Origin of the sequence: Thioclava sp. NG1, assembly GCF_003122275.1 — a bacterium.
Lineage (GTDB): Bacteria > Pseudomonadota > Alphaproteobacteria > Rhodobacterales > Rhodobacteraceae > Thioclava > Thioclava nitratireducens.
Window position 1 is genome coordinate 20,436 of record NZ_QFBB01000003.1, and the last position, 24,730, is coordinate 45,165.

At 63.8% G+C, this 24,730-nt stretch carries 16 protein-coding genes; 6 read left to right on the top strand and 10 right to left on the bottom strand.

Features of this window, described 5'->3' with window-relative positions; translation table 11 throughout:
• Position 1 precedes the first annotated feature (1 nt).
• Complete coding sequence (locus DEM26_RS05750; protein WP_075774776.1) at positions 2–541, top strand: helix-turn-helix transcriptional regulator; 540 nt, start codon at positions 2–4, stop codon at positions 539–541.
• Between the two features lie 117 nt (positions 542–658).
• Complete coding sequence (locus tag DEM26_RS05755; RefSeq protein ID WP_075774777.1) at positions 659–1,282, top strand: lytic transglycosylase domain-containing protein; 624 nt, start codon at positions 659–661, stop codon at positions 1,280–1,282.
• Between the two features lie 99 nt (positions 1,283–1,381).
• Here DEM26_RS05755 and DEM26_RS05760 read toward each other — a convergent pair whose 3' ends face one another.
• On the bottom strand, positions 1,382–1,939 hold the full coding sequence (locus DEM26_RS05760) for a YSC84-related protein (protein WP_075774778.1): 558 nt from the start codon (positions 1,937–1,939) through the stop codon (positions 1,382–1,384).
• Positions 1,940–2,080: 141 nt separating this feature from the next.
• Positions 2,081–3,082: a porphobilinogen synthase gene (gene hemB, locus DEM26_RS05765; protein WP_109171927.1), complete on the bottom strand. Its 1,002-nt coding sequence runs from the start codon at positions 3,080–3,082 to the stop codon at positions 2,081–2,083.
• Positions 3,083–3,239: 157 nt separating this feature from the next.
• Here hemB and DEM26_RS05770 point away from each other — a divergent pair, with 157 nt between their 5' ends.
• Both DEM26_RS05770 and mfd read left to right on the top strand, forming a co-directional pair.
• Positions 3,240–3,773 (top strand): hypothetical protein, encoded by a 534-nt coding sequence (locus DEM26_RS05770; RefSeq protein ID WP_075774780.1) that lies wholly within the window; start codon positions 3,240–3,242, stop codon positions 3,771–3,773.
• 49 nt (positions 3,774–3,822) lie between these two features.
• Positions 3,823–7,266: a transcription-repair coupling factor gene (gene mfd, locus DEM26_RS05775; protein ID WP_109171928.1), complete on the top strand. Its 3,444-nt coding sequence runs from the start codon at positions 3,823–3,825 to the stop codon at positions 7,264–7,266.
• Here the strand turns inward: mfd and DEM26_RS05780 are convergent.
• From DEM26_RS05780 to DEM26_RS05805, 6 genes are all read right to left on the bottom strand, one after another.
• Complete coding sequence (locus tag DEM26_RS05780) at positions 7,238–7,912, bottom strand: class I SAM-dependent methyltransferase (RefSeq protein ID WP_109171929.1); 675 nt, start codon at positions 7,910–7,912, stop codon at positions 7,238–7,240. The genes mfd and DEM26_RS05780 overlap by 29 nt on opposite strands.
• Positions 7,913–7,978: 66 nt before the next feature.
• Entirely contained in the window at positions 7,979–9,199 is a 1,221-nt protein-coding gene (locus DEM26_RS05785) for a multidrug effflux MFS transporter (protein ID WP_199224635.1), read from the bottom strand.
• Positions 9,200–9,337: 138 nt separating this feature from the next.
• Entirely contained in the window at positions 9,338–9,985 is a 648-nt protein-coding gene (locus DEM26_RS05790) for a DsbA family oxidoreductase (RefSeq protein ID WP_109171930.1), read from the bottom strand.
• A complete protein-coding gene (locus DEM26_RS05795; RefSeq protein WP_109171931.1) occupies positions 9,982–11,502 on the bottom strand; it encodes a class I adenylate-forming enzyme family protein in 1,521 nt (506 codons plus the stop codon). Before DEM26_RS05795 ends, DEM26_RS05790 begins: the two co-directional genes overlap by 4 nt.
• A 260-nt stretch (positions 11,503–11,762) precedes the next feature.
• Positions 11,763–12,092, bottom strand: coding sequence for a hypothetical protein (locus tag DEM26_RS05800; RefSeq protein WP_075774785.1), 330 nt, complete (start codon positions 12,090–12,092; stop codon positions 11,763–11,765).
• Positions 12,093–12,340: 248 nt separating this feature from the next.
• Positions 12,341–14,167 carry an extracellular solute-binding protein gene (locus DEM26_RS05805; RefSeq protein ID WP_109171932.1) on the bottom strand — a complete coding sequence of 609 codons (1,827 nt, stop codon included), beginning with the start codon at positions 14,165–14,167 and terminating at the stop codon, positions 12,341–12,343.
• 317 nt (positions 14,168–14,484) lie between these two features.
• Here DEM26_RS05805 and DEM26_RS05810 point away from each other — a divergent pair, with 317 nt between their 5' ends.
• The gene (locus tag DEM26_RS05810) at positions 14,485–15,258 is read left to right on the top strand and encodes a 3-hydroxybutyrate dehydrogenase (protein WP_075774787.1); all 774 of its coding nucleotides are present in this window, start codon (positions 14,485–14,487) and stop codon (positions 15,256–15,258) included.
• A 36-nt stretch (positions 15,259–15,294) separates the two neighbouring features.
• Here DEM26_RS05810 and DEM26_RS05815 read toward each other — a convergent pair whose 3' ends face one another.
• Positions 15,295–15,957: a response regulator transcription factor gene (locus DEM26_RS05815; protein WP_088718624.1), complete on the bottom strand. Its 663-nt coding sequence runs from the start codon at positions 15,955–15,957 to the stop codon at positions 15,295–15,297.
• A gap of 198 nt (positions 15,958–16,155) precedes the next feature.
• Entirely contained in the window at positions 16,156–17,640 is a 1,485-nt protein-coding gene (locus DEM26_RS05820; protein ID WP_158275089.1) for a sensor histidine kinase, read from the bottom strand.
• A gap of 251 nt (positions 17,641–17,891) precedes the next feature.
• Here DEM26_RS05820 and DEM26_RS05825 point away from each other — a divergent pair, with 251 nt between their 5' ends.
• Positions 17,892–24,701 carry a peroxidase family protein gene (locus tag DEM26_RS05825; protein ID WP_109171934.1) on the top strand — a complete coding sequence of 2,270 codons (6,810 nt, stop codon included), beginning with the start codon at positions 17,892–17,894 and terminating at the stop codon, positions 24,699–24,701.
• Positions 24,702–24,730 lie beyond the last annotated feature (29 nt).

Sequence of the window (24,730 nt, forward strand, 5' to 3'; positions counted from 1 at the left end):
CATGGCGATATCGCGAGCGCGAGTCTCGGTCTGGACGAAAGAGGGCGCATTGGTCGCCCTCATCTTATTCCAGACGGCCTGTGCCGCTCTCTTCGTGGCAGACGTGTTCAACGACATCCGCGAAGCCGGACGGTTCACGGTGGATCTCAACATGGAGCTGTTCGCCAATCTCGGCCTGATCGCGGGGATCGTCGTCGAGGCGACGGTGCTCTGGGCGCTCCTGCGCCGTCAGGCGCGCGCGGATCGCACCATCGGGGCCGCACAGGGCGCGATGGCCGAGATGATGGGCGCGCAGTTCGACCAATGGGGGCTGACGCCCGCAGAGGCCGATGTGGCGGCCTTCACCATCAAAGGGTTCTCGGTCTCGGAGACCGCCTCCTTTCGCGGATCGAGCGAGGCGACGGTGAAATCCCACCTCAATTCAGTCTACCGCAAAGCAGGGGTCTCGGGCCGCTCCCAGCTTGTCTCGATCTTCGTGGAGGAGCTGTTTCACGGCCCCATCAAGGCTGATGCGAAAGCGCAACAGGCACGCGCAATCTGACGTTAGGGAAGCGAGTCGGCGGGAGATCGCCGAGGCGTTCGGCGTTTTCCTTTAACTTTTTGCCGATTTCTTTATAGTTTGGCCCCGAAAATATGGACAGTGAATGGTAAGGGGCCGATGCGTAGGACGATCGGAATTCTCGGGCTTGCGGCAATTGCCGCGGCAACGGTGATGACGGGCCCGATGAGCGCCCAGGCAGAGGGGCTGAGGCTCCAGGGTAACTCTTCGAAATCGCGTGCGATGCTGTTCCGAAACCAGACCAACATCCTCGACACGCGCGCAGCCCAGCAATACGAACATTCCTCGCGGCTGCGACCCGGCGGCAAGCTGACCCAGACCGCCAGTGCCGAGAGCGTTCCACGCTACAACGGCAAGTATCGCGGCCAGTATATCAACACCGCGAAATCGGTGGCCTCGCGCCACGGCATTCCGACCGACCTGTTTCTGCGGCTCGTGCAGCAAGAGAGCGGCTGGAACCCGCAGGCGCGCTCGCACAAGGGAGCGATGGGGCTGGCACAGCTGATGCCCGCGACCGCCGCGAAACTGGGCGTGAACCCGCGCGATCCGGCGCAGAACCTCGAGGGCGGCGCGCGCTACCTCAAGATGATGTATGATCGCTTCGGAAGCTGGCGGCTGGCGCTCGCGGCCTATAACGCTGGGCCGGAGGCGGTCGCGAAACATAACGGCATTCCGCCGTATCGCGAGACTCGCAATTATGTGCGGGTGATCCTCGGCGGTTGATCCGTTATGCGCCAGAAATCATGAAAAGCCCCGCAAGATCAGCGATCTGCGGGGCTTTCTTTATGTTTTGCTTTAAGGAAGCAGTCTAAGCGGGAGATTTTACGGAATGATCCGGGTATACTTGGTGCCCGCGAGCGTCGCGCCCGCCATCAGACCTGCCTGGCCGAAGACCAACGCGATGATCGGCGCGGTCGAGGTCAGCGTGGAGGCCGAAATCGCGCCGCCCTGATCCGGCACCGCGTAGCGCGCATCCGCGCCCAGTTGCCAGCCATCGCCGCGGCGGAAGCTGGACAGCGCCTCGGGCGTCATGAAGAACAGGGCATGAGCATATTGCTGCGCGCCGATCTGCAGACCGAAACTCGCCGCTGCCGCCGCGTAGTAATCGACCGTCACGTTGTTGATCCGCAGCGCGCCGCGCCCGAAAGCCCCACCTACGCCGAAGCCCGCCTCGGTCATCAGCGGCATCCAGAGCACGCCCACCGATTTGTTCTCGAGATCGCGCGTGCCGGGATATTTCGTCAGAAGGTAGTTCCGGGTGGCGTCGACCCGCGCGTCCAGCTTGGCACTGCCTGCGCTGCCCACGCCGTTGCCGCAGGCCGCAAGGCCGAGCCCCGCACCGCCCATCGCCAGAAGGGTCCGTCTGGAAAGTTTCGTCATGTCTGTCGCTCCGCTCGATATGCCCGATCTCGCGCCGGGCTGAATGGTCTTATTACGACCGCTTGGCACAATTAATAGACGAGGGAACCCGCTTTGTCACTTATTCTTGAGCCCCTTCACGCTGAAGTGGCAAGACCCTGCTTAGCCGTTACCAAGCAGTTTCGCGGCCTCCGGCGCGAAATAGGTGAGCACACCATCGCAGCCCGCGCGGCGGAAGCTCATCAGGCTTTCGAGCATGACCTTTTTGTGGTCGAGCCAGCCGTTCTGCACCGCCGCCATGATCATCGCGTATTCGCCCGACACCTGATAGGCATAGGTCGGTACGCCGAACTGCTCTTTCACGCGGTGGCAGATGTCGAGATAGGGCATCCCCGGCTTCACCATGACCATGTCTGCGCCCTCCGACAGATCGCGCGCGACCAGCCGGAGCGCCTCGTCGGAATTACCGGGGTTCATCTGATAGGTTTTCTTGTCGCCCTTCAGCGCACCGGTGGCGCCGACCGCGTCGCGGAATGGTCCATAGAAGCCGGAGGCATATTTCGCGGCATAGCTGAGGATCGTCACGTCCGAATGACCCGCGCCTTCGAGCGCCGAGCGCAGCGCCGTGATGCGCCCGTCCATCATGTCCGAAGGCCCGAGGATATCGGCCCCGGCTTCGGCCTGCGCGATCCCCATTTTCACAAGACATTCAACGGTTTCATCGTTGAGGATAACCCCGTCGCGCACCAGCCCGTCATGGCCGTTCGCATTGTAGGGGTCGAGGGCGATATCGGTCATGATCGCGATCTCGGGCACCTCGGCCTTGATCGCGCGGATCACCCGGTTGGTGATGTTCTCGGGGTTCCAGGCCTCTTCGCAGGCCTCGGTCTTAACTGCCGGATCGGTATAGGGAAAGAGGCAGATCGCCGGTATGCCAAGCTTTGCGGCCTCTTCGGCGGCGCGCACCGCGCCCTCCAGCGTGCGGCGCACGACGCCCGGCATCGAGGGCACCTCGACATCCGCGCCCGGCACGTCGGTGATGAAGATCGGCCAGATCATGTCCTTCACGCTCAACCGGTGTTCCTGTGCCAGATCGCGAAGCGCTGCAGTGCGGCGCATCCGGCGCAAACGGGTGTGGGGGAAGGGCGGAAGGATCGGATTCATCGGCTGGCTCCTCTGGCTCGGGCAAAATGGGTGCCACGGATCGATGTAACAGGCAAGCGCGGCAGATCCGCGCGGGCTTCCGCTCGGGGCTGGGCTGGTCTATGCATCGTCAGGAGGGGGCGCGACACGACGACCCGGAAGAACGAGGGCGAGGGGCTTGGAAGTTTTCGACACGATCGCGCGGCTGATCGACCTGCGCAGCTTTTCCAACCTGTGGTATTGGATCGCCTTGGCCGCAGTCTGGTCTTCGGCCTCGCATTGGGTGTTGGGCGTGCCGTGGGACATGGTGATCCGCGCGCGCCGCAAGGGGGGCGACGCGGGTCAGGATCTGGCCGCGATGACGGCGCTGAGCGCACGGCGGCTGAACCGCATCCGGCGCGATGCCGGGTTCTCGATGTCGATCACCATCCCCTTCATGTTGAGCTTTCTCATCATCACCGGATTCATCTACGGCTCGGAGACGGCGCAGGCTTTCGCTCTGCTGCTTGTGCCGATGATGGCCGTGTTCGGCTTGAGCCTGCGACTGGCGCATAAACTCGATGCAGAGCCCACGCTTGCGCATGACCCGGCGATTGCGATCAAGGCGCTCTCGCGCCACCGGGTGAACGTGCAGGCGATCGGCGTGGTCGCGATCATCGTGAGCGCGCTCTGGGGAATGTATCAGAACCTTCTCGCCTCGATGCTGGTTTGACGCGCGAAGCAACTTGACACCGGAGACAGGCCGGATACCTCGCTTGGCTATGGAGCATTTTCTTCTCTCGGGCGCCCCGGAAGGGTTCGACGCCGCCTTGCTGGCCAAGGAACTTGCCAAGGGCAAGTCGGTCATCCATGTCGCGCGCGACGATCGCCGTCTGGCGGCCATGCGCGGGGCACTTGCGTTCTTTGCGCCCGAGGCGACGGTGCTGGACTTCCCGGCGTGGGACTGTCTGCCCTACGACCGCGTCTCGCCCAATGCCGATATCTCCGCCACGCGGATGGCGACGTTGGCCGCGCTGGCTTCGGGGATGCCCGGGCCGTTCGTTCTGTTGACGACGCTTTCGGCTGCCATGCAGCGCGTGCCCGCGCGCGAGGTTCTGGCGGGCGCGAGCTTCACCGCGCAGGTCGGCAAGCGGATCGACGAGCAGGCGTTGCGCGAATTCCTCGTCCGGATGGGCTTCTCGCAGGCCTCGACCGTGTCCGAGCCCGGAGATTACGCGATCCGCGGCGGCATCATCGACATCTTCCCGCCCGGCGAGGGCGGTCCGGTGCGGCTCGATCTGTTCGGCGATGTGCTGGACGATGCGCGCGGATTCGATCCGGTGACCCAGCGTACGACCGAGAAGCTGAAAGGCGTGGAGCTGGCGCCGGTCTCCGAGGTCATCCTCGACGAGGCAGCGATCACCCGTTTCCGGCAGAATTACCGGATCGAATTCGGCTCGGGTGGTGCGGAAGACCCGCTTTACGAGGCGGTTTCGGCAGGGCGCAAACAGGCGGGGATGGAGCATTGGCTGGGCTTCTTCCATGAAAAGCTCGAGACCATTTTCGACTATCTGCCCGATGCGTCGGTGATGCTCGACGACCAGATCGCGGCGCAGCAGGAAAGCCGTTGGGACGGCATCGCGGATCAGTATGACACGCGGCGCGAAGCGATGACCCGGCGCGACCGGCTGGACTCCGTCTACAAACCCGCGCCGCCGCAGCTTTTGTATTTGAACCCAGAGAGTTGGGAAGCGGTGTTGAAACCGCTTCGCGTGCTGCGCCTGCAGGTGATCCCGGCACCGCCCGGTCCCGGGATCCTGAATGCGGGCGGGCGCGTCGGGCGCAATTTCGCGCCCGAGCGCAAGGTGGAAAATGTCAGCCTGTTCAGCGCGTTGAAAGACCATGTTCAAGCACGTCTGGCCGATGGTCCCGTGGTGATCGCCTCGTGGTCCGAGGGGGCACGTGAGCGCCTCAAGGGCCTGATGGAAGACGAGGGCGTGATCGGCGCGAAGCTGATCGGATCGGCGCGCGAGATCGGGCCGGGGGTGAACCTCACGGTCTGGCCGCTCGACGAAGGGTTCGAAGCCCCGCGCGATGGCGGCGAGATGACCGTGATCTCGGAGCAGGACGTGCTGGGCGAACGGCTCGTCTCGAAGCCGCGGCGCAAGCGCAAGGCCGAGAATTTCCTGACCGAACACACGACGCTGTCGCCCGGCGATTTGGTCGTGCATGTCGATCACGGGGTGGGCCGTTACAAGGGGCTGGAGACGGTCACGGCCCTTGGCGCGCCGCATGAATGCGTGCTCTTGGAATATGCGGGCGGGGATCGCCTTTATCTGCCAGTCGAGAATATCGAACTGCTCAGCCGCTACGGCCATGAGGAGGGCTTGCTCGACAAGCTCGGCGGGGGCGCATGGCAGGCCAAAAAGGCCAAGCTGAAGGAACGCATCCGCCAGATCGCCGACAAGCTGATGCGGATCGCGGCAGAGCGTCACCTGCGTCACGCACCCATTCTGGAAGCGCCGCATCACGAGTGGGAAAGCTTCGCCGCGCGCTTCCCCTATACCGAGACCGACGACCAGATGAGCGCGATCGAGGATGTGGTGGACGATCTGAAATCGGGCACGCCGATGGATCGTCTCGTCGTGGGCGATGTGGGCTTCGGCAAGACCGAGGTCGCGATGCGCGCGGCCTTCGTCGCCGCGCAATCGGGCATGCAGGTCGCGGTGATCGCGCCGACGACGCTGCTTGCGCGCCAGCATTACAAGACCTTCGCCGAACGCTTCCGGGGCACCGCGCTGAATGTGAAACCGCTCAGCCGCTTCGTCTCCGCCAAGGAGGCGACGAAGACCCGCGAGGGGCTGCGCGACGGCACAGTCGATATCGTGATCGGCACCCATGCGGTTCTGGCGAAATCGGTGAAATTCGCCAATCTCGGTCTGCTGGTCATCGACGAGGAGCAGCATTTCGGCGTGCAGCACAAAGAGCGCCTGAAAGAGATGCGCTCGGAGATTCACGTGCTGACGCTGACCGCGACGCCGATCCCGCGCACGCTGCAACTCTCATTGACCGGGGTGCGCGACCTGTCGATCATCGGTACGCCGCCCGTCGACCGCCTTGCGATCCGTACCTATGTCTCCGAATTCGACACCGTCACCGTACGCGAGGCGCTTCTGCGCGAGCATTACCGCGGCGGGCAGAGCTTCTATGTCGTGCCGCGAATTTCCGATCTTCCCGAAATCGAGGAATTTCTGCAAACCCACGTGCCGGAGGTGAAATATCTCGTGGCGCATGGGCAGATGGCCGCGGGCGAGTTGGACGACCGGATGAACGCCTTCTACGACGGCAAATACGACGTCCTTCTGGCCACGACGATCGTGGAAAGTGGCCTCGACATCCCGACGGCGAACACGATGGTAATACATCGCGCTGACATGTTCGGCCTCAGCCAGCTTTACCAGATCCGGGGCCGGGTAGGCCGCGCGAAGACACGCGCCTATTGCTACCTGACGACGAAGCCGCGCATGCCGCTGACGCCACAAGCGCAGAAACGGCTGCGTCTGCTGGGCTCGCTCGACAGTCTCGGGGCCGGGTTCAACCTTGCGAGCCAGGACTTGGACCTGCGCGGCGCGGGCAACCTGCTGGGCGAGGAACAGTCGGGCCATATCCGCGAGGTGGGTTACGAGCTCTATCAGTCGATGCTGGAAGAGACGATCTCGAAGCTGAAATCGGGCGAATTGACCGAGACGGCGGATGGCGATTGGTCGCCGCAGATCAATCTCGGCGTGCCGGTGATGATCCCCGACAGCTACATCCCCGATCTCGACGTGCGCCTCGGCCTCTATCGTCGCCTGTCGAGCCTTACCACCAAGGTCGAGCTGGAAGGGTTCGCCGCCGAGCTGATCGACCGCTTTGGCGAACTGCCGAAAGAGGTCAACACGCTGCTGCTGGTCGTCCGGATCAAGGCGATGTGCAAACGCGCGATGATCGCCAAGCTCGATGCCGGGCCGAAGGGCGCGACCGTCCAGTTCCACAACGACAAGTTCCCCAACCCGCAGGGGCTCGTGGAATTCCTGACCGCGCAGCGCGATCTGGCCAAGGTGAAGGACAACAAGCTGGTCATTCGCCGCGACTGGAAGAACGACAAGGACAAGATCAAGGGCGCCTTCGCGATCGCCCGCGATCTGGCCGAGAAGGTTATCGAGGCGAAGAAGACGAAGCCCTGAGCGGCTCCGCGCGGAACATCACCTGTCCGCGCGGCAGCATCCGGTCGTCGCGGATAAGGCGCCAGCCAGCCGCATCCGCCATCGTGTAGAGCTCGGCTTCCGAAAGGTGATAGGGCGCGCGGTTCGCGTGGGTGACGACGCCGTCGTTCTGTCGGTGGATTGTGGCGCCTTCGGGGGCGAGGAATACCGTAAGCAGCAGGCACTCCAGTTGAGCAAAGCGCCGCAAGCCGTTGAAGCAATGTGCAATCGCGTCGCTTTCCAGATGCGGAAAGACACCGAAAGCGATGGCATGGGTGATCGTGTCCGTCACGCCATCAAAACCGAAATCCGCGTCTTCGACCAGCTGCATAGGATCGAGCCGGTCGCGCGCCTCCAACTCCGCCGCATAGCCCGCAAGCATCAGTGCGCGCGAGGCATCCGTGGCCCAGTAATGGCCGGGCTCCAGATAGGGCACCGCCTTGCAGCCCAGCCGCAACGCCCCCGCACCGATATCGAGAAGGACATGATCGGGCCGCAGCCCGTGATCCAGAAGCGCGGCCATCTGCGCGCGGCCCGTCTCGTCCCAGCGGCCGCCCACGATGTCGCGGTGGCGTCCCTTGGCGAGCGCCTCATCATAGAACCCGGGGCGGGTATAGGGCGACGACATCGGTGAGGCTCCGTGACAAGGGCGATGCGCGCATATGTAGCTTTTGCACCTGCGCGTAAAGCCCCGTCAGCCGGTTTCCTGCGTCTTGCGGATCAGCCACCAGGCGAGGCTCGAGCAGGTCAGCGTCGCGATCACCATCGGCAGCGCAGTGCCGTTGAAGGACAGGCCCACCGGGGCTGCGATGATCACCGCGCCGACGGTCGAAATCGCCGACACGATGGACGCCGCCATGCCCGCGATATGGCCCATATGTTCCAGCGCCAGCGCGTTGAGATTGCCGAAGGTCAGGCCCGCCATCGCGAAGACCGAGACGGAGTAGATGAAGATGAACGGGAAGCCCGCCGCGCCGTCAGTGAACCCGAGCAGCACCAGCACCAGCATCACCGTCGAGATCGCCACCTGGGAGATATAGGTCCCCTTGACGATCTTGCGCATCCCCAGCCGCATCACGTAGCGCGCGTTGAAGATCGTGGCCGAGCCCGCGAGCAGCGCGCCGATCGCGAACCACATCGGGAAGGTGTCGGTGACGCCATGCGCCGCGTAAAGCTGCTGCGCGGTGGACAGCAGGCCGAACATCTGCCCGAAGCCCAGCGTCATCGTCACGATATAGAGACGCACATCCGAATGGGTGATCACCTCCAGCGCCGCGGCGCGCAGCTTGGATACGCTCAGCGGTCGGCGATCCTCGGGGGCGAGCGTTTCGGGTTGGCGGATCATCAGCCAGCTCACGCCGACGCAGCCGAAGACCATGAAGGCCCAGAATACGCCGCGCCAGCCCGCGAGAGCGATCACCAGTTGGCCGACCGAGGGGGCGACGGCCGGCACGAGGATGAAGATCATCATGATGAATGAGGTGATCTTCGCCATCTCGCGCCCGGCGAAGAGGTCGCGCACCAGCGCCATCACCGTGATCCGCGGACCCGATGCGCCGATCCCTTGCAGCACCCGCGCCGCCAGCAGCGCTTCGAGGCTTTGCGCATGGGCGGCGACGAAGGCTCCGACCATGTAGATCGCAATCCCCCCCGCGATGGTCTTGCGCCGCCCCAGCGCATCCGAGATCGGCCCGGCGAACAGCGTGCCCACGCCCATGCCCAGCACGAAGGCGGTCAGCACCAGCTGCGCACGGTTGACCGCGTCGGGGCTCAACTCTGCCGCGATCTGCGGCAGTGCCGGCAGCATCGCGTCGATCGAGAAGGCGACCGTCGCGATCAAGGAGGCGAGCATGACCGTCAGTTCGGGCAGCGAAAGGGGCGTGCGCGCCCGGGGCGCGTCAGAGATGTGGGACATTCTGGGGGACTTTCCGAGAGTCGGATCTATTCGAAACGCGAGCATAGGGAGCTGCGCCGATTTGGCCAGAGGGCCGGGCGCGCAGCCCCCTGTGCGCTCACGCGATAGTGACGGTGGCTGCGACGCCGGACAACTCGGTCAGTGCTGGGTCGCGTCGGACGGTGTGCCGGACAGCTCGTCGATGACCTGCAGCCACAGCTCGGTCGGTTGCGCGCCACTCACCAGATGAGCATTCGCGACAACGACCGAGGGCACCGCGTTGATCCCACGCTCGCGCGCATGTTGTTCCTTGGCGACGATCGTGTCGATATCGGCATCCGAAGCCAGCAGCCGCTCCACCAGTCGCGGGTCCATCCGCGCCGCCTCGGCCACTTCACACAGCACGGTCGAGTCGCCGATATTGCGCCCGTCGCTCCAATGTGCGGCCAGCAGCCCCTCCATCGCCTCTTCCTGCCGCTCTTCCAGCCCCGCCCAATAGAGCAGGCGATGCGCGTTGCGGGTGTTCGGCTGATGGGTGACGCGCTCGGGGTGGAAATCGTAGACCTCGGCCTCCGCGATCTCGAGCAGCTGCACATGCATCTTCGCCGCTCCGTCCTGACCGAACTTCGCCTGCAGGTAATCGGCGCGCGCCATCCCCTCGGGCGGCATCGTCGGGTTCAGCTCGAATGGCTGCCACGCACGCTGGAACGGGTGGTCGGGGCGTTGGGCGAGCGCCCGGTCGAGCCGCGCCTTGCCGATGAAGCACCATGGGCAAACGGGATCGGCGAAAATATCGAGCGTGATCATGAGGTGACCTCCTGTTGCAGCATGGTGCGGATTTCCGAGCGCAGCACCTTGCCGTTGCGGTTGCGGGGCAGGGCGGCGATATGGGCGTAAAGGCGCGGCTGCTTGTAGCGTGCAAGCCGCGCCTCGGCATGGGCGCGCAGCGTCTCTTCCCCGGCGTCGCCGGTATAGGCCAGTGCGATGACGCTTGCATCGACTTTCACCGCGATTTCGACCGCGGCCACGTCGCCTGCGCCGGGGCAGTCATGCATGACCTCTTCGACCTCGATCGGCGAGACCCGGAAGCCGCCCGCATTCATCATATCATAGCCGCGTCCGAGATAGGTGATCGCACCATCTTCGCCCATCGAGACCGTGTCGCCGGTGACGAACCACGGGCCGATCCGGCGCGCCGCAGTCTCTTCGGGCGCATTCCAATAGCCCAGATAGAGCCCCGGATCGCTTTCATGGATCACCAGCTGCCCCGGCTCGCCGCGCGGCACCGGTTGCCCGTCTTCGTCCAGCACGGCGACATGACGGCCCGCCTGCGGATAGCCGCAGGTGCCGGGCGGCGCGGGATGGTCCGGACTGCCCGAGATGAAGGTCGAGCATTCGGACATGCCGAGCGCCTCATAGACCCTGGTGCCCGTCGCCGCGATCCAGGCCGCGCGCGTAGGCTCCGGCAGCGCCTCGCCCGCGCTCAGCCCATGGCGTAGCTTCGGCAGCGAGAGCGCCTCATGATGTCTTAGGATTTGTCGGTAGACTCCGGGAGCGGCGGCGAAGATCGTCGCGTCGAAGCGCTTGAGCAGCAGGGGCAGGCTGCGCGGCTCCACGCCGTCCGCCGGGATCAGCGCGGTGGCGCCCAGCGTCCACGGGTCCATCAGCCCGGTGCCGAGCGTATAGGTCCAGTTGAAGGCGCCTGCATGCATCAGACGGTCGTCGGGCCCCATGCCATACCAGTCGCGATACATCATCTGCCGCGCCCAGATCGCGCGATGCGCATGCATCACGGCGCGCGCCGAGCCGCCCGTGCCGGAGGTGAAGATCATATAGGCGAGGCGGTTCGGATCGCCCAATGCGTAGTCGCAGGGGGCGGCGTCCCCGGCCTTGCGCAGAATATCGGCGGGGATCACGTGCGCCGGATGATCGGGCAGGGCGATCCCATCGCCCGCCACGACAGCCGCCGGATCGAGATCGCCCGCCAGTTTGGTAATCTCCGCCTCGGTCAGCTGCGCCGATGTCGGCACCGGCACCAGCCCGGCTGCGATGGCGCCAAGAAAAGCGATGGGAAATTCCGGACCGTTGCCCAGCCGCAGCATCACGCGATCTCCGGGTGTCAGCCCCGCGTCGAGCAACAGCGTTCCCGCACCGCGCACCGCCGCGGTCAGCCGCGCATAGGACCAGCGCTGCGCGCCCGAAGGCTTCACGATCTGCATCGCCAGCTTGTCCGGGGTCGCCGCGCCTGCCGCCAGAACATGCGCGGCCATGTTGAAGGCGCTCGGCGGGGCGGGGATCGGGTCTGTGCGGCAAACGGAATCCATGCCGCCTAGCTAGGACGCGGCGCGCGCCCGAGCAAGCCCGAACGCGCGCCCTTCACTCTGACTTCGCCTTGGCGAAATAATCTTGGCGCAGGGCGAGCTGCCTTCCAATGGAAGGACGCCCCACCGAACGCCCGGAGCGCAGAGGAAGGGCCACGACGCCGCGGGGGCAGAGCACCCTGCAATTTTAGCAATGCGCGACCGTGCGCGGGAGCAAAGCGCCCATGTGACGTGAAGTTTGCGCGCCTATGCGCGGGCTAAGCTTACTCGTCCTCTTCCTCGTCGTCGCCGAAGCGCGCGTCGTCGTCATATTCGTCCTCGCCTTCGGGGACGTATTTCGAGGAGGCCGCGATCGAGTGACCGTCATGAGTCGGGTCCATGATCACGTCGGAGGGCAATTCGCCTCGCATCCAGTCGCGAATTTCGTCGCGCGCGTCGGCGGGCTCCTGTTCGGTCAGCTCGGCGATATAGCGGATGAAGGCTTTCTGATCGCCGTCGATCTCGTCAAGCTCGGCCTCGTCGGCATCCGGCCACCGATCCACGATAGCCTCGTAAAATGCCGCCCAGTTTTCCTCGATATGGTGCCATTTCATCGCTTTTGATCCTTTTCTTCACGGCTCGTGTCGCGGGTGACCCTCATACTGAGAAAGGGACGCGCGCGGGGCTTTGCAAGGCACAAGGCCGAGATAGCTCGCGCGGTTCCATATCGCGTTGAATTCCGGGAGTTACCTGAACCAGCCCTGCACCGAACGGGCACCGCCCGAGATGTCGTCGCCCACACCGGCCACCGTGTTGCAGCCCGCCATTGCCGCAGCGATCGCTGCCAGAAGGATGAGTTTCTTCATTGTCCTGCCTCTTCGTACCACCAGACATCGGGCTCGAAGCCCGGCCATGCCCCGTATAGCGGGGTCTTCTCAGGGTAGTGAAGCTGCTTGATATGGGCGATCCGGTCAACCGGTGCGTACCAGATCGGAATGACATAGCGGCCCGCAGTCAACACCCGGTCGAGCGCACGGGTCGCGGCGACGAAATCCTCGTGGCTTTTCGCATCGAGCATGGCCTTCACCATCGCCTCGGCGGCTGGGGAATTCATGCCCATCCAGTTGCGCGAGCCGGGCTCGTTCACGCCTTTCGAGCCCCAGTAGAGGTTCTGCTCGTTGCCGGGCGACAGTGACAGAGCGCGCCAGTACCACGCCATGTCGAAATCATAGGAATTGGTGCGCTGTGTGTATTGCGCATCGTCGATCACGGTCACTTTCGGGAAGATACCCAGCTTCTTGAGCGCCTCGGTGTAGATGTCGACGATGCTTTGCGTCTCGGCCGCGCCCTGTTGCAGCACGATCTCGAAGGTGAAGGGCTTGCCGTCCTTCTTGAGCACGCCATCGCTGTCGACCTGCCAGCCGGCCTCTTCCAGCAGCTTCGCGGCGGCGCGCATGTTCTTGCGGTTGCGCACGCCGCCGTCGGACGTAGGCAGGCTGTAGCCGTCGATCGTGCCGGGCGGGAGCTGATCGGCGAAGGGCTCCAGCAGGGCCTTCACCTTGCCCGCGGCGGCGCCGTGCTCCATCCCCAGCTCGGAATTCGAGAAGTAGGACGAGATCCGCGGCTCCGCGCCGCCATTGATGGTCTTGTTGATGAATTCGAAGTTGAACGCGTCGATCATCGCCTGACGCACCCGCCAATCCGCGAAAACCGGGTTGCGGGTGTTCATTACCAGCCCCTTGATCCCCGAGGGACGCCCGTTCGGAATCTCGGATTTGATCACGTCGCCCGATTGCACCGCCGGGAAGTCGTAGTTCCGGCCCCAGTCGGCCGCGTTCCATTCGGTGTAGCTGTCGGTCTCGCCGCCCTTGAAGGCTTCGAACACGACGCCGCCATCGCCGAAATAATCATAGCGGATCGTGTCGAAATTGTTCCGGCCCTTGTTGAAGCCCAGATCCTTGCCCCAGTAATCGGGGTTGCGTTTCAGCTCGATATATTTGCCCGGATCGACGCGGCCCACGACGTAGGGGCCGGAGCCGATCGGAGCCATATTCGTGGTGGAGGCGAAGTCGTGCCCCTCCCATTGCGACTTCTCGAGAACCGGGCGCATCCCCATGATGAGCGCCATTTCGCGGTCCTTCACCTCGGGTTTGAAGGTGATGCGGACCTTGCGATCGCCGGTCTTCTCGATCTTTTCGACCTTCGACCAGGCGTTCTGATAGCGCGGATGGCCTTCGGTCCCGAGCGTCTTGTAGGACCAGATGACATCCTCGACCGTCACCGGGTTGCCGTCCGAGAACTTGGCCTCGGGGCGCAGGGTGAATTCCACCCAAGTGCGGTCCGGGTCGGTCTCGACCGATTCGGCGAGAAGTCCGTAGAGCGTGAAAGGCTCGTCCATCGAGCGGCCCATCAGCGATTCGGCGACATAGCGGCTGATTCCTTCCGCCGGTCTCCCGTTCAGGATCCACGGGTTGAGCGAATCGAACATGCCGGCCACGCCAAATCTGATCTCGCCGCCCTTTGGGGCATCGGGATTGGCGTAGGGCAGATGGGTAAAGCCGGCGGGAAGTGCAGGCTCGCCGTACATTGCAATCGCAGGTTGTGGCTCCGCGGCAGCGATCCCTGTAAATACAGGGGCGAGCCCGAAAAGAGCCCCGCCGAGTAAATGGAAAAACACCGATCTCGTCATGTTAACAATCCCTGCCTTGCCTGCATTTATTGGCGCCAAGCTAGCGAGAGGTTTGAAACTGCGCAAACTTTTCCCTTGGAGAGCGGCGCAGGATTGCTTATAAGGGATGCACTGCTCGATAGGTTTCTTGCCTGTATGAAACCTGCCTCATGACTTGACGCCCGCCCTAGCGCGGGCGTCTTTTTTTACCTCATTACCCAAGAAAACAAGGCCCTCACCGCGATCTCACGCGGTATTGCGCTTGCAGCATGGCGTTCGCACGCGCGGCGCGGCATGATCCCGGCGAATCCGTCACTTACGTCACCGAAGGAGAGAACATGTCGCTTCAGGGAAAAACCGCCGTCATTACCGGGTCGAATTCCGGGATCGGTCTCGGGGTCGCGCGCGAACTCGCGCGCGCGGGCGCCGATATTGTCATCAACTCCTTCACCGACCGCGACGAGGATCATAAGCTCGCCGCCGATATCGCATCGGAATTCGGTGTCACCGCGCGCTACATCAAGGCCGATCTCTCGAAAGGTGCCGAAGCGCGCGCCCTGATCGAGCAGGCGGGCAAATGCGATATTCTCGTGAACAATGCTGGTATCCAGCACGTCTCGCCGATCGAGGAATTCCCGGTCGAGAAATGGGACGCGATCATCGCGATCATGCTGACCTCGGCCTTCCACACCACCGCCGTCGCGCTGCCGATGATGCGCAAGGCGGGTTGGGGCAGGGTGGTCAATATCGCCTCCGCGCACGGTCTGACCGCGTCGCCCTATAAATCGGCCTATGTCTCGGCCAAGCACGGCGTCGTGGGCCTGACCAAGGTCACAGCGCTCGAGACCGCGAAGGAAGACATCACCGTCAACGCGATCTGCCCGGGCTATGTGAAGACCCCGCTCGTCGAGGCGCAGATCCCCGACACGGCGAAGGAATACAACATGACCGAGGAAGAGGTGATCGAGAAGGTCATCCTCGCGCGCCAGCCGTCGAAGGAATTCGCGACGGTCGAGCAGATCGGCGGCACCGCCGTGTTCCTGTGCTCGGACGCGGCGGCGCAGATCACCGGGACCACGATCTCGGTCGATGGCGGCTGGACCGCGCTGTAACCTGAAAGACTGGCGGAGCGGTTTCGCTCCGCCTCTTCAATAGGGGCGCGACGAGAGCGTACGCTCATGCGCCTGACGATGCGCGATCACGGCCTCCAGCCGGTTCTTCACCCCGTATTTCTGCATGATGTTGGTCATGTAGAACTTCACCGTCTTCTCGCTGATCGCGAGGCGCTTGGCGATTTCGCGGTTTGTCTTGCCGCGCTCCAACTCGCGCAGCACCTGCATCTCGCGGTGGGTCAGGCTCTCGCTCTCGGATTTTTCCTGCCCCGAAAGCGCCGCCTGCAGCAGCGCCGCCGCGAAGCTCGGCGAAACGAATGTGCCGCCGTGCAGGATCGCGTCGATTGCCGCCTGGAGTTCCGAGACGCCGACCCCTTTGAGAATGTAGCCCTTCGCCCCCGCGCTCATCGCTTCGATCGCGGTGGCGGGCTCGTCGCAGGCGGTCAGCAGGATGCATTGCATGGACGGGTCGTGATCGATGATCTTGCGAAGCGCGTTCAACCCGCCGCCGGGCATGCTGAGATCGAGGATCATCACGTCGGGCCGTCGCGCCCGGGCAAGCTCGATCGCGTCGATAGCGGAACTGCCTTGATCGAGCACGTCGATATCGAGCGCGTCCTGCAGCACGGCGCACAGCCCCTGCCGGAAAATTGGATGGTCGTCTACAATACAAGCCGTCGTCGGCACAAAATCGGACATCGAAATACCCCTTGAACGATCCCGCGACCGCGTTCCCCAACGCGTGAAGGCCAAGCCATCCGGACTGTCGCGAAATCCGTCTTCCCCCCGGACGTCCAGAATGAAGAGGTCTTGAAGAAACACAATAAAGAAAGACGCTTATCATCTAGCCCCATCGGTGTATGGGCGTAGCTCCAAGGGTTTACCTTTGCGTCACTTTCAGCGGCGTTCCGGTTCGAGCGGGATACGGCAGATCACCTCCGATCCCTGCGGCTCAAGCAAGCGGAACTCGAGCGTGCCTCCCAGCGATTGCGCCCGGAATTGCATCCCCGGTAGACCAAGCCCGCCCTCGCGGTATTCGCGCTCCTGCGGGGTGGTGTGGCCGGGGGCCGCGCCGCTGTCGCTTATGCGCAGAACGAAATCGCCATCCTCTTGATAGGTTTCGATTTTCTGCGTCGAGCCTGGAGCGTGTCGCGCGGCATTGGCCAGCGCTTCTTGCACGATCCGGCCCAAGGTCCGCCGCGTCGTCTCGGACAGTTCCGGAGCGTCAGGTGCGAGCGAAAGCGTGACCTCCAAACCGGTGCGTCGGCGGTGATCGGTGGCGAGCGTTTCGACCAGCGCGGCCAGCGTCGGCGCAGCGTCGAATTGCGGCGCGACCAATCCGCCCGAGATGGCACGGATTTCCTCCATCGTCTTGCGCGCAACTTTTTTGATTTCCGAGACAATCCCGGCCGCTTTCGCTTCATCGGTCGCCCCGGGCGAACGAATCAGATGCTCCAGCCGGTCGATCTCCAGCACCAGGTAGGAGAGAAGCTGGCAGGCGCCGTCATGCAGGTCCGCGCCGATCCGACGTTTCGCGCGCTCGTCGATATCGGCGGCATTCCGTGCGGCTTCGGCGATCGAGCGGTGCAGTTGCGAATTGCCGAGCAGCAGCCGCTCGCGCTCGGCGAACTGGCGGCGGAGCTCGACGGTCTGGCGCTCGATCGTCAGGCTGCCGCGCTGCACGATCAGGAACAGCATGGTGAAGACGATGATCGCCACTGGCCCGACAAAGAGCCATGTCGTCTTGGCGGAGGTCAGCAGCGCGCCCCGGACCACATCGGCGTTCTGATAAAATTCTCCGACGGCAAGAATGGTGCCGGTCTCCAGGTCGCGCAGCGGCGCATAGATTTCATAGAGATGCACGCCCAGCGCGCGCTCGGCATCATGGGCCGCGTCCTCGAGATCGGGAAACCTTCCGAAGACATTCCCCTTGAGAGCCTCGAAGATCTCGTCGTCGGGCAGCACATGGCCAAGCCCTGCATCGGGCGCGAAGATCAGCTTGCCCTCGCGGCTCCAGATCTTGATGGCGAGGAAGTTGCCCTGTTTGCGAAACCCTTCCGCGAGCGCGTGCAGCGCGGCGAGATCTTCGGCGCGCAACGCGTCCGATCGGCCCAGCGCCTGAACATGCGGCTGCAGAAGGTTCTGCATGTAGAAGGCGGCAGTGTCGGCAGAGGCGTCGAGAAGCCGGGTCGTCGCGCGGTTGTTGACCCAATAGGCGAGGGAAGCCAGCAAGAGGCTCAGCACCAGGCCCAGACCCACCAGAAACTGCAGGGATAACGAAAATCCCAGAAACCAGCGCAGCGGGTTGCGCACCGGCTGCACCCGGTCCGGGGCCCCCACATCCCCGACCTTGGTCGCATCGCTCTTAGACCTTCGTCCCATGTTCCCTTGCGTCCTTTGGCGAGGAGCGTTCCCGACCATAGGGGAAAATCGCGTTGGACCTAAGACAATTTTCGTCGTCCCGATTCGATGGCCTCATGGAAACAGGAAAAGCGCCGAGCTTGTGGGGGTGTCGGCGAGAGATGCGGCGCAGGTGTGTTTGCCGTCTCGCACAGCCTCCTATGAACCGAGCTTCGGCAATGGGTGTGACACGGACCGCGATGCGCGGGCCGAATTGGTCTTAGGGGGCTACCATGACGATCAAACTGGCCGGAGCCGATCTCGATTATCTGCTGCAACAGGCAAATATCCTGAACGATTATTCGCGACTGACGAGCGCGCTCGACCCGAACGGGGTGCGCGAAGTGTCGGGCCACAACAACAACCTCGCGGGCGGCTATACCGTCGATGAGAACGGCAACGTCGTCTGGACCGGCGGTGGCAACGTGCATCCCGATTGGGGGCAGGCCGATACCGAGTTCCTGCGTATGTTCATGACAAACCACCCGACCGAGCCGGAATACGGCACCTCTTATGCGACCGTGCAGAAGATGTGGGTGACGCTGGTGCTGCCCGACAGCGAGGGCCGTCTGCCCGGCGATCTCGATTATGTCCCGACCTCGAAGCAGGTGCTGGTCGACAACCCGATGTCGATGTCGCCCTCGATGTTCGTGGCCGACTCGAACGGCGTGGCACCGGGTGCAACGGGCTACCTGCCAACCGTCAATGCGACGTCGATGATGACCGCGATGTCGGACGCGCAGCCGGAATACCAGTTCACAAGCGATGGCTCGACGCTGGATATCCTCAACAGCTCTGTCGTGGTGGATTCGACGCCGCGCCTGATCTCGCAGCTGATCAGCAGCTCGAATGTCGACATGACCGATCCGAACTACAACCCGGCTGCGGTCGCGGCGATGAACGCGCTTGGCGGCTCGGCAGTGGATGTGTCGAACTCCGTGGTGGGCGATATCACCACCGCATTCATCCCGAATCCCGGCGTGCTGGGCGGGGTGAGCTATAACGAATGGTTCGTGGCCTTCGGTCAGTTCTTCGATCACGGGCTGGATTTCATCCAGAAGACTGGCGGCGTGGTGATGATCCCGCTGAGCCCGAACGATCCGCTCTACGTTGATCCGATGTATGCGCCGAACCCGGATTACGTGGATGCGGCGACCACGCCGAACGTTCCCGAGATGATCGCGACGAACCCGTCTTACATTCCCGGCGTCTCGAACATGATGATGCTGAGCCGCGGGAAACTGTCGAACCCCGATACGGATTTCGACGATCAGGGCAACCTGCTGCCGGGTGTCACGCCGCTCTACAACAACAATACCGGCCTGATGATCGATCAGAGCCAGACCTACGGCTCGCACGAGTCGGTCAACGCGCTGCTGCGGCACTACGATGCGAATGGCGTCGTCACTGGCAGGCTGATCACCGGATCCGAGGACGGGATCGTCCATCGCCAGGATGCGAATGGAAATCTCGTGGCGCTCGACGTTTCGGACGGCTCGGCAATCGCGCCCGATGGTACGGAGGTCACGGGTAAGGAAGAGCTTGCGACCTGGGCCGACATGAAGGTCAACGCGATGCGGATTGGCGTCGAGCTGATCGACACGGATGTGCTCGATTGCCCGTGGATCAACGCCGATGCGATCGGTCGGCTGAACTTCACGCCGCAGCAGGATTTCCACTTCCGTTCGGATCAGAGCATCGCCGATATCGACGAGATGTTCGCGATGACGCCTGACGGCGTCGATATCAACGGCATGACCTACCACTCCTACGCGGAACTGGAAGACGCGGGCTACGATCCCTTCGTGCGTTGGACGCTGCAGGATGCAATGGACGGCCATTGCGCGGCGGCTGATATCGGCGAAGTGCGCACGACGAACCAGCCGATCCTGATCGATATCGCGCATGGCGCGACGCCGGGCCTCGACTTCCAGGGCAACGAGCTGAATCCGGCCTCGGATCCGAATTCGGGCTCTTTCACCTATGACGACGCGCTTCTGGCCCGTCACAAGGTCTCGGGCGACGGCCGCGTGAACGAGAACATCACGCTCACCTCGGTCCACCACGTTTTCCACGAAGAGCACAACATCCAGGCGCATAACATCATGATGTCGGCGGTCCGCGATGCGATCGAGACCGGTGACCTCAGTGGCCTGAACGGGACCGACGCGGCCAACGAGGGCTGGCTCGCGGTGGATGTCGATCAGGCGACCTTCGACAGCTGGGCCGGGACCGACCTGACCGACGACGTGGCTGTGCAGGCCATCGTGGACAGCCTCACCTGGGATGGCGAACGCGTCTACCAAGCCGCACGTCTGATCACCGAGAGCGAGTACAACCACGTCGCGGTCGATCAATACATGACGACGCTCTACCCGGCGCTGCCGGAATTCGTGTCCTACTCGGCCGATATCAACCTCAATATCAGCCTTGAATTCGCGCAGGCGGTGTTCCGTCTAGGCCACTCGCAGCTGCGCGAAACCGTGCAGATCGCGGTGACTGACGACGCCGGCGTCAATCCGGGCGAGGCGGGCTACGTGCCGACCTATGTCGAAAGGGGGCTCTTCGACGTCTTCCTCAATCCCGATCAGTTCGACGCCTACGGCGCATCCGGGATCGCTGCGGGTCTGCTGTCCCAGCAAGGCAACGAGATGGACGAATTCGTCACCGCGGCCCTGCAGCAATCGCTGGTCGGCGTGCCGCTCGACCTGGCCGCGCTGAATATCGCGCGCGGTCGCGATGTCGGGCTGCCGACGCTGAACGAGCTGCGCCAGCAGGTCTTCGACGGGCTGATGCAGAATACCTCGAACAACGCCAATGGCGCGGGCATCGCGCCCTATCACAGCTGGGAAGATTTCGGCGCGCATCTGCGCACCCCGGAATCGCTGGTGAACTTCATCGCGGCCTATGGCCGGGACGAAGCGGGCACGTTCAAGCTGCAAGAGGCGCGCGACGCCTATCAGGCGGGCACGGGCGAGCTGTGGCAGATCCGCGAGAAGGCGCAGGCGATCATCGATGCGGCGGCGGATCCGTCCGATCAGCTGCATGACGCGGCGCTGATGTTCATGCGCGGCTCGGGCGAGCCCACTTACACTCCGGGCGAGGGCTGGACGCTCTCGGGCGGTTCGGGCGATCAGGGCTTCTGGGATATCGACCTCTGGGTCGGCGGCTTGGCCGAACAGCCGATGTTTGATGGCCCGCTCGGCACGACGTTCAGCTTCATCATGCTGGACTTCACGCAGCGCCTGCAGGATGGCGACCGCTTCTACTACCTCTACCGGATGCCGGTCGGCCACCATCTGGGCGACCAGATCATTGGCGAACAATTCGCCCATTTGATCATGCGCACCACCGGGCTGGAGCATATCCCGGACGCCTTCGCCACGCCCTCGGCCACCTATGTGCTCGACGGGACGACCTCGAATGGCGACTACCACGACAATGCGCGCGACGGTCTGATGGGTGTCGATGACGCCTATGGCGACAACGACTATTTCAACGCCACGCTGGAGCGGCTGCCCGACGAGGTGCGCGACGTGGCCCTCGCAAATGGTGGCTTCGAGGCGCAGGATCTGGTCGCGGCGGGAGCCCCGACCAATGCGCGCGGCACCTATCTCAACGGGGCGATCGAGGGTTGGACCCTCAACGGCACCGGCGGCACCTGGGCTCCCACCGAAGCTGCGGTGCCCTTCCTGCCCGAAGGCACGCAGGTCGCCCAGCTTGGCCGCAATGCGTCGATGACGGCCGACACCGGCACGGAGCTCGTCGAGGGAAATGTCTACACCCTGACGCTCAAAGTGGGCGACAAGATCGGCTATGTCGCGACCGGCGGCACGGTCAAACTGGTGGCCTCGGATGGCACCGTGTTGGCCAGCGCCGTTTTCGCGCCGCCGCTCGATGACGACGACGTCACAACGGACGACGCCTGGGACATGGTGACCCTGAGCACCGATGCCGTGCCCGCGAATCTCGCAGGCCTGGGCCTGAGCATCGTGGTCGAGACCGACGGCACCGGCCAATACACGCTCTTCGACAATGTCCAACTCACCGAGAGCATCCCCGGCGGTCCGGCCAATGACGGCCATATCACGGTGATCGGCCTCTCCGGCGACGACTTCATCGTCGGCGCTCTGGGCGATGACGTGCTCTACGGCGACGAAGGCAATGACCGCATCGAAGGCGCGCAGGGTAACGATCACATCTATGGCGGCGACGGCGACGACTACATCACCGATTACGAGAACGACGACTTCATTCTCGGCGGACTCGGCAACGACACGATCTTCGCCGGTCCCGGCGTGCTCGATACGGCGCATGGCAACGAGGGCGATGACGAGGTCCATGGCGGCGACGGCATCGACGAGGTCTTCGGCGACGACGGCGATGACCGGCTCTATGGCGAGGGCGACACCGACCTGATGATGGGCGGTGACGGCAACGACTACATGGATGGCGGCGACAGCGTCGACGAGATGTTCGGCGGCAACGGCGCGGACTGGATGGTCGGCGGCGTCGGCGACGACAACATCAACGGCGGCTCGGGCAACGACCTGCTCGAAGGCGGCCTCGGCCCGACCGCGAACGATGGCGACCGCCTCAACGGCGACAGCCCCGCGCAGCTCAACCCGGTGATCGAGTTCAACGGCGACGGCACAGAGGGCGACATGGATATCGGCTCCTACGAGGACGCCTATATCAACGTGATCGCGAACCTGCAGACCTCGAACAACGCAGGCACCGGGTCGGTCCTGATGGACCAGTATGCCTTCCTCGAAGGGCTCGTGGGCTCGCAATACAATGACGAGCTGACCGGCGCGGACGAGAACGGCATCGGCTCCAACGGGATGAACAACTATCTCGTGGGCGGCGGCGGCGATGACAAGCTGACCGGTCTGGGCGATGGGGGCGACGAGACCACGGGTCAGGCCGATTTCATCTTCGGCGACAGCGTGGTCGTGGACTCGAACCTCTACTGGATCGGCGACAACCGTCACGACCAGTCGGTGTTCGAGGTCAACCGGATCGAGAACTGGTACGGCACCGGCGACACCCGTGTGGTGTTCTCGGACGGCTCGCTGGGCCACATCCTCGGCGACACCGGGGCGGAGGGCACCGACACCGCGCTCTATACCGGCAACCGCGACGACTACCGCATCGAGCTGATCGCGATGAACGACCAGCAGGCGGTTCGGATCACCGATCTTCGCAGCGGCACCGACAACCAGGGGAACCCGGTCGCGACCGATGGCGTGGATATCCTCGTCGGCGTCGAATTCGCCAAGTTCGCGAATGGCGAGATGCTCTCGCTCGCGGCGGACCCGATGTCCGACATCATGATGAACGCCACCGGGAACCGTGGCGGCGGAACTATCGCGACGCTAAGCGCGGATGTACCTTTCGACGGGCAGGCGACCTACGAACTGGTCGGAGGCTCGCCGGAGATGCGACTTCGCGGCGCCAATAACGATGAGCTTCGCGTCGCGGGCGGGCTTGGCGACAACGAGACGCTGAGCGCGACGATCCGTGCCACCGACCTCACCGGGACGCAGGTCACCGAGACCCTCAACATCGTCACCGGCGATGCCGGAGACAATACGATCGATCTGAGCGGCTCGACCAATGACACCGTGATCTACGGGAAGGGCGGCAGAGACACGATCATCGGCGGCGCGGGCAATGATACCATTGTCTGGCGTGCCGGGGACCGGCGCGACCTCGTCGACGGCGGCGCCAATGGCAAGGCGGGCGACCGCTTCGTGATCAATGGCAACAACGGCTCCGAGACCTTCGTGATCTACACGATGGCGGCGGCGATGCTGGCAAATCTCAATGTGCGAAATTCCTCGGCCGAGATCGTCGTGACCCGCAACGGGAATGTGATCGCGGAATTGAACAATGTCGAAGAGATCACCGTCAACACGCTCGACGTGACCGCTGGCAACGTACCCGAAGGCGGCACGACCGGGGGCGACACGGTCCAGATCGTGGGCGATTTCTCGGGCACGAGCCTCGCCTATTCCACGATCACCATCAATGGCGACGCGGGCGACGACACGGTCGACATCTCGGGACTCACCTCGGATCACCGCATCGTCTTCAACGGCGGCGGCGGAGATGACATGGTGGTCGGCGGCGAACGTCCGCAGGACGAAGTTCACGGTGCCCGCTATGGCACGCGCTCGGAGAGGCCCGATCAGGACGGCTCGAACAGCGGCAGCGATGGCGGCGCCGACGACAGTTCCGACGACGCGATGTCCGACGGGCTGGTGCTGGTCGGCGACGACACCGCCGAGACCTTCATCGGAATGGAGGGCAATGACGTCATCTTCGCAGGCGGCGGCGCGGACAATGCGCTTGGCAACGGCGGCGACGACATGATCTTCGGCGATGGCGGGGCGGATCGCCTCTTCGGCGGCGACGGTGACGACGTGATCGAAGCCGGCAAGGGGCATGACATGGTCTTCGCCGATGATGGCGACGACACGGTCATCGCGACCGAGGACGACGGGGCCGACAGCTACTGGGGCGGAGAGGGCTCGGATACGCTCGACTACGCCGCGATCCAGGCCTCGGTCGAGGTCGATCTGGGCCACGGCACCAACGGCCACGGCCAGGTGATGATCGGCGAGACCGCCGACCAGATCTACAGCTTCGAGAACGTCATCACCGGCAGCGGCGACGACACGATCATCGCCAACGGTGCGGTCAACGTGATGGATGGCGGCGGCGGCCATGACACCTTCGTGTTCAACTCCGCAGCCGATGCCGACGGCGACCGGATCAACGGCTTCGCACCGGGCGACAAGATCGACCTGAGCGGGATCGACGCAGATCAGGGCGCGGCCGGTTCGCAATCCTTCGTCTTGTTCGCGGCTGGCGATTTCAGCGCCGCGGGCGAACTGCGGGTCTCCTTCGAGATGCGCGACGATGGCGAGCACACCATCATCGCCGGCAATGTCGACGACGATCTGGATGCCGATTTCGAGATCGACCTCACGGGTCATCACATGCTCGACGCCTCTGATTTCAACGGAGTGAACTAAGGGTTGGCGCCCGGCGGAGGGGTCCGTCG

Excerpts from the sequence above, each read along its gene's own strand:
- DEM26_RS05780 (WP_109171929.1), bottom strand. The coding sequence starts at position 7,912 with ATGTCGTCGCCCTATACCCGCCCCGGGTTCTATGATGAGGCGCTCGCC.
- DEM26_RS05825 (WP_109171934.1), top strand. The coding sequence starts at position 17,892 with ATGACGATCAAACTGGCCGGAGCCGATCTCGATTATCTGCTGCAACAG.
- DEM26_RS05820 (WP_158275089.1), bottom strand. The coding sequence starts at position 17,640 with ATGGGACGAAGGTCTAAGAGCGATGCGACCAAGGTCGGGGATGTGGGG.
- mfd (WP_109171928.1), top strand. The coding sequence starts at position 3,823 with ATGGAGCATTTTCTTCTCTCGGGCGCCCCGGAAGGGTTCGACGCCGCC.
- DEM26_RS05800 (WP_075774785.1), bottom strand. The coding sequence starts at position 12,092 with ATGAAATGGCACCATATCGAGGAAAACTGGGCGGCATTTTACGAGGCT.
- DEM26_RS05815 (WP_088718624.1), bottom strand. The coding sequence starts at position 15,957 with ATGTCCGATTTTGTGCCGACGACGGCTTGTATTGTAGACGACCATCCA.
- DEM26_RS05790 (WP_109171930.1), bottom strand. The coding sequence starts at position 9,985 with ATGATCACGCTCGATATTTTCGCCGATCCCGTTTGCCCATGGTGCTTC.
- DEM26_RS05805 (WP_109171932.1), bottom strand. The coding sequence starts at position 14,167 with ATGACGAGATCGGTGTTTTTCCATTTACTCGGCGGGGCTCTTTTCGGG.
- hemB (WP_109171927.1), bottom strand. The coding sequence starts at position 3,082 with ATGAATCCGATCCTTCCGCCCTTCCCCCACACCCGTTTGCGCCGGATG.
- DEM26_RS05755 (WP_075774777.1), top strand. The coding sequence starts at position 659 with ATGCGTAGGACGATCGGAATTCTCGGGCTTGCGGCAATTGCCGCGGCA.
- DEM26_RS05785 (WP_199224635.1), bottom strand. The coding sequence starts at position 9,199 with ATGTCCCACATCTCTGACGCGCCCCGGGCGCGCACGCCCCTTTCGCTG.
- DEM26_RS05810 (WP_075774787.1), top strand. The coding sequence starts at position 14,485 with ATGTCGCTTCAGGGAAAAACCGCCGTCATTACCGGGTCGAATTCCGGG.
- DEM26_RS05760 (WP_075774778.1), bottom strand. The coding sequence starts at position 1,939 with ATGACGAAACTTTCCAGACGGACCCTTCTGGCGATGGGCGGTGCGGGG.
- DEM26_RS05750 (WP_075774776.1), top strand. The coding sequence starts at position 2 with ATGGCGATATCGCGAGCGCGAGTCTCGGTCTGGACGAAAGAGGGCGCA.
- DEM26_RS05795 (WP_109171931.1), bottom strand. The coding sequence starts at position 11,502 with ATGGATTCCGTTTGCCGCACAGACCCGATCCCCGCCCCGCCGAGCGCC.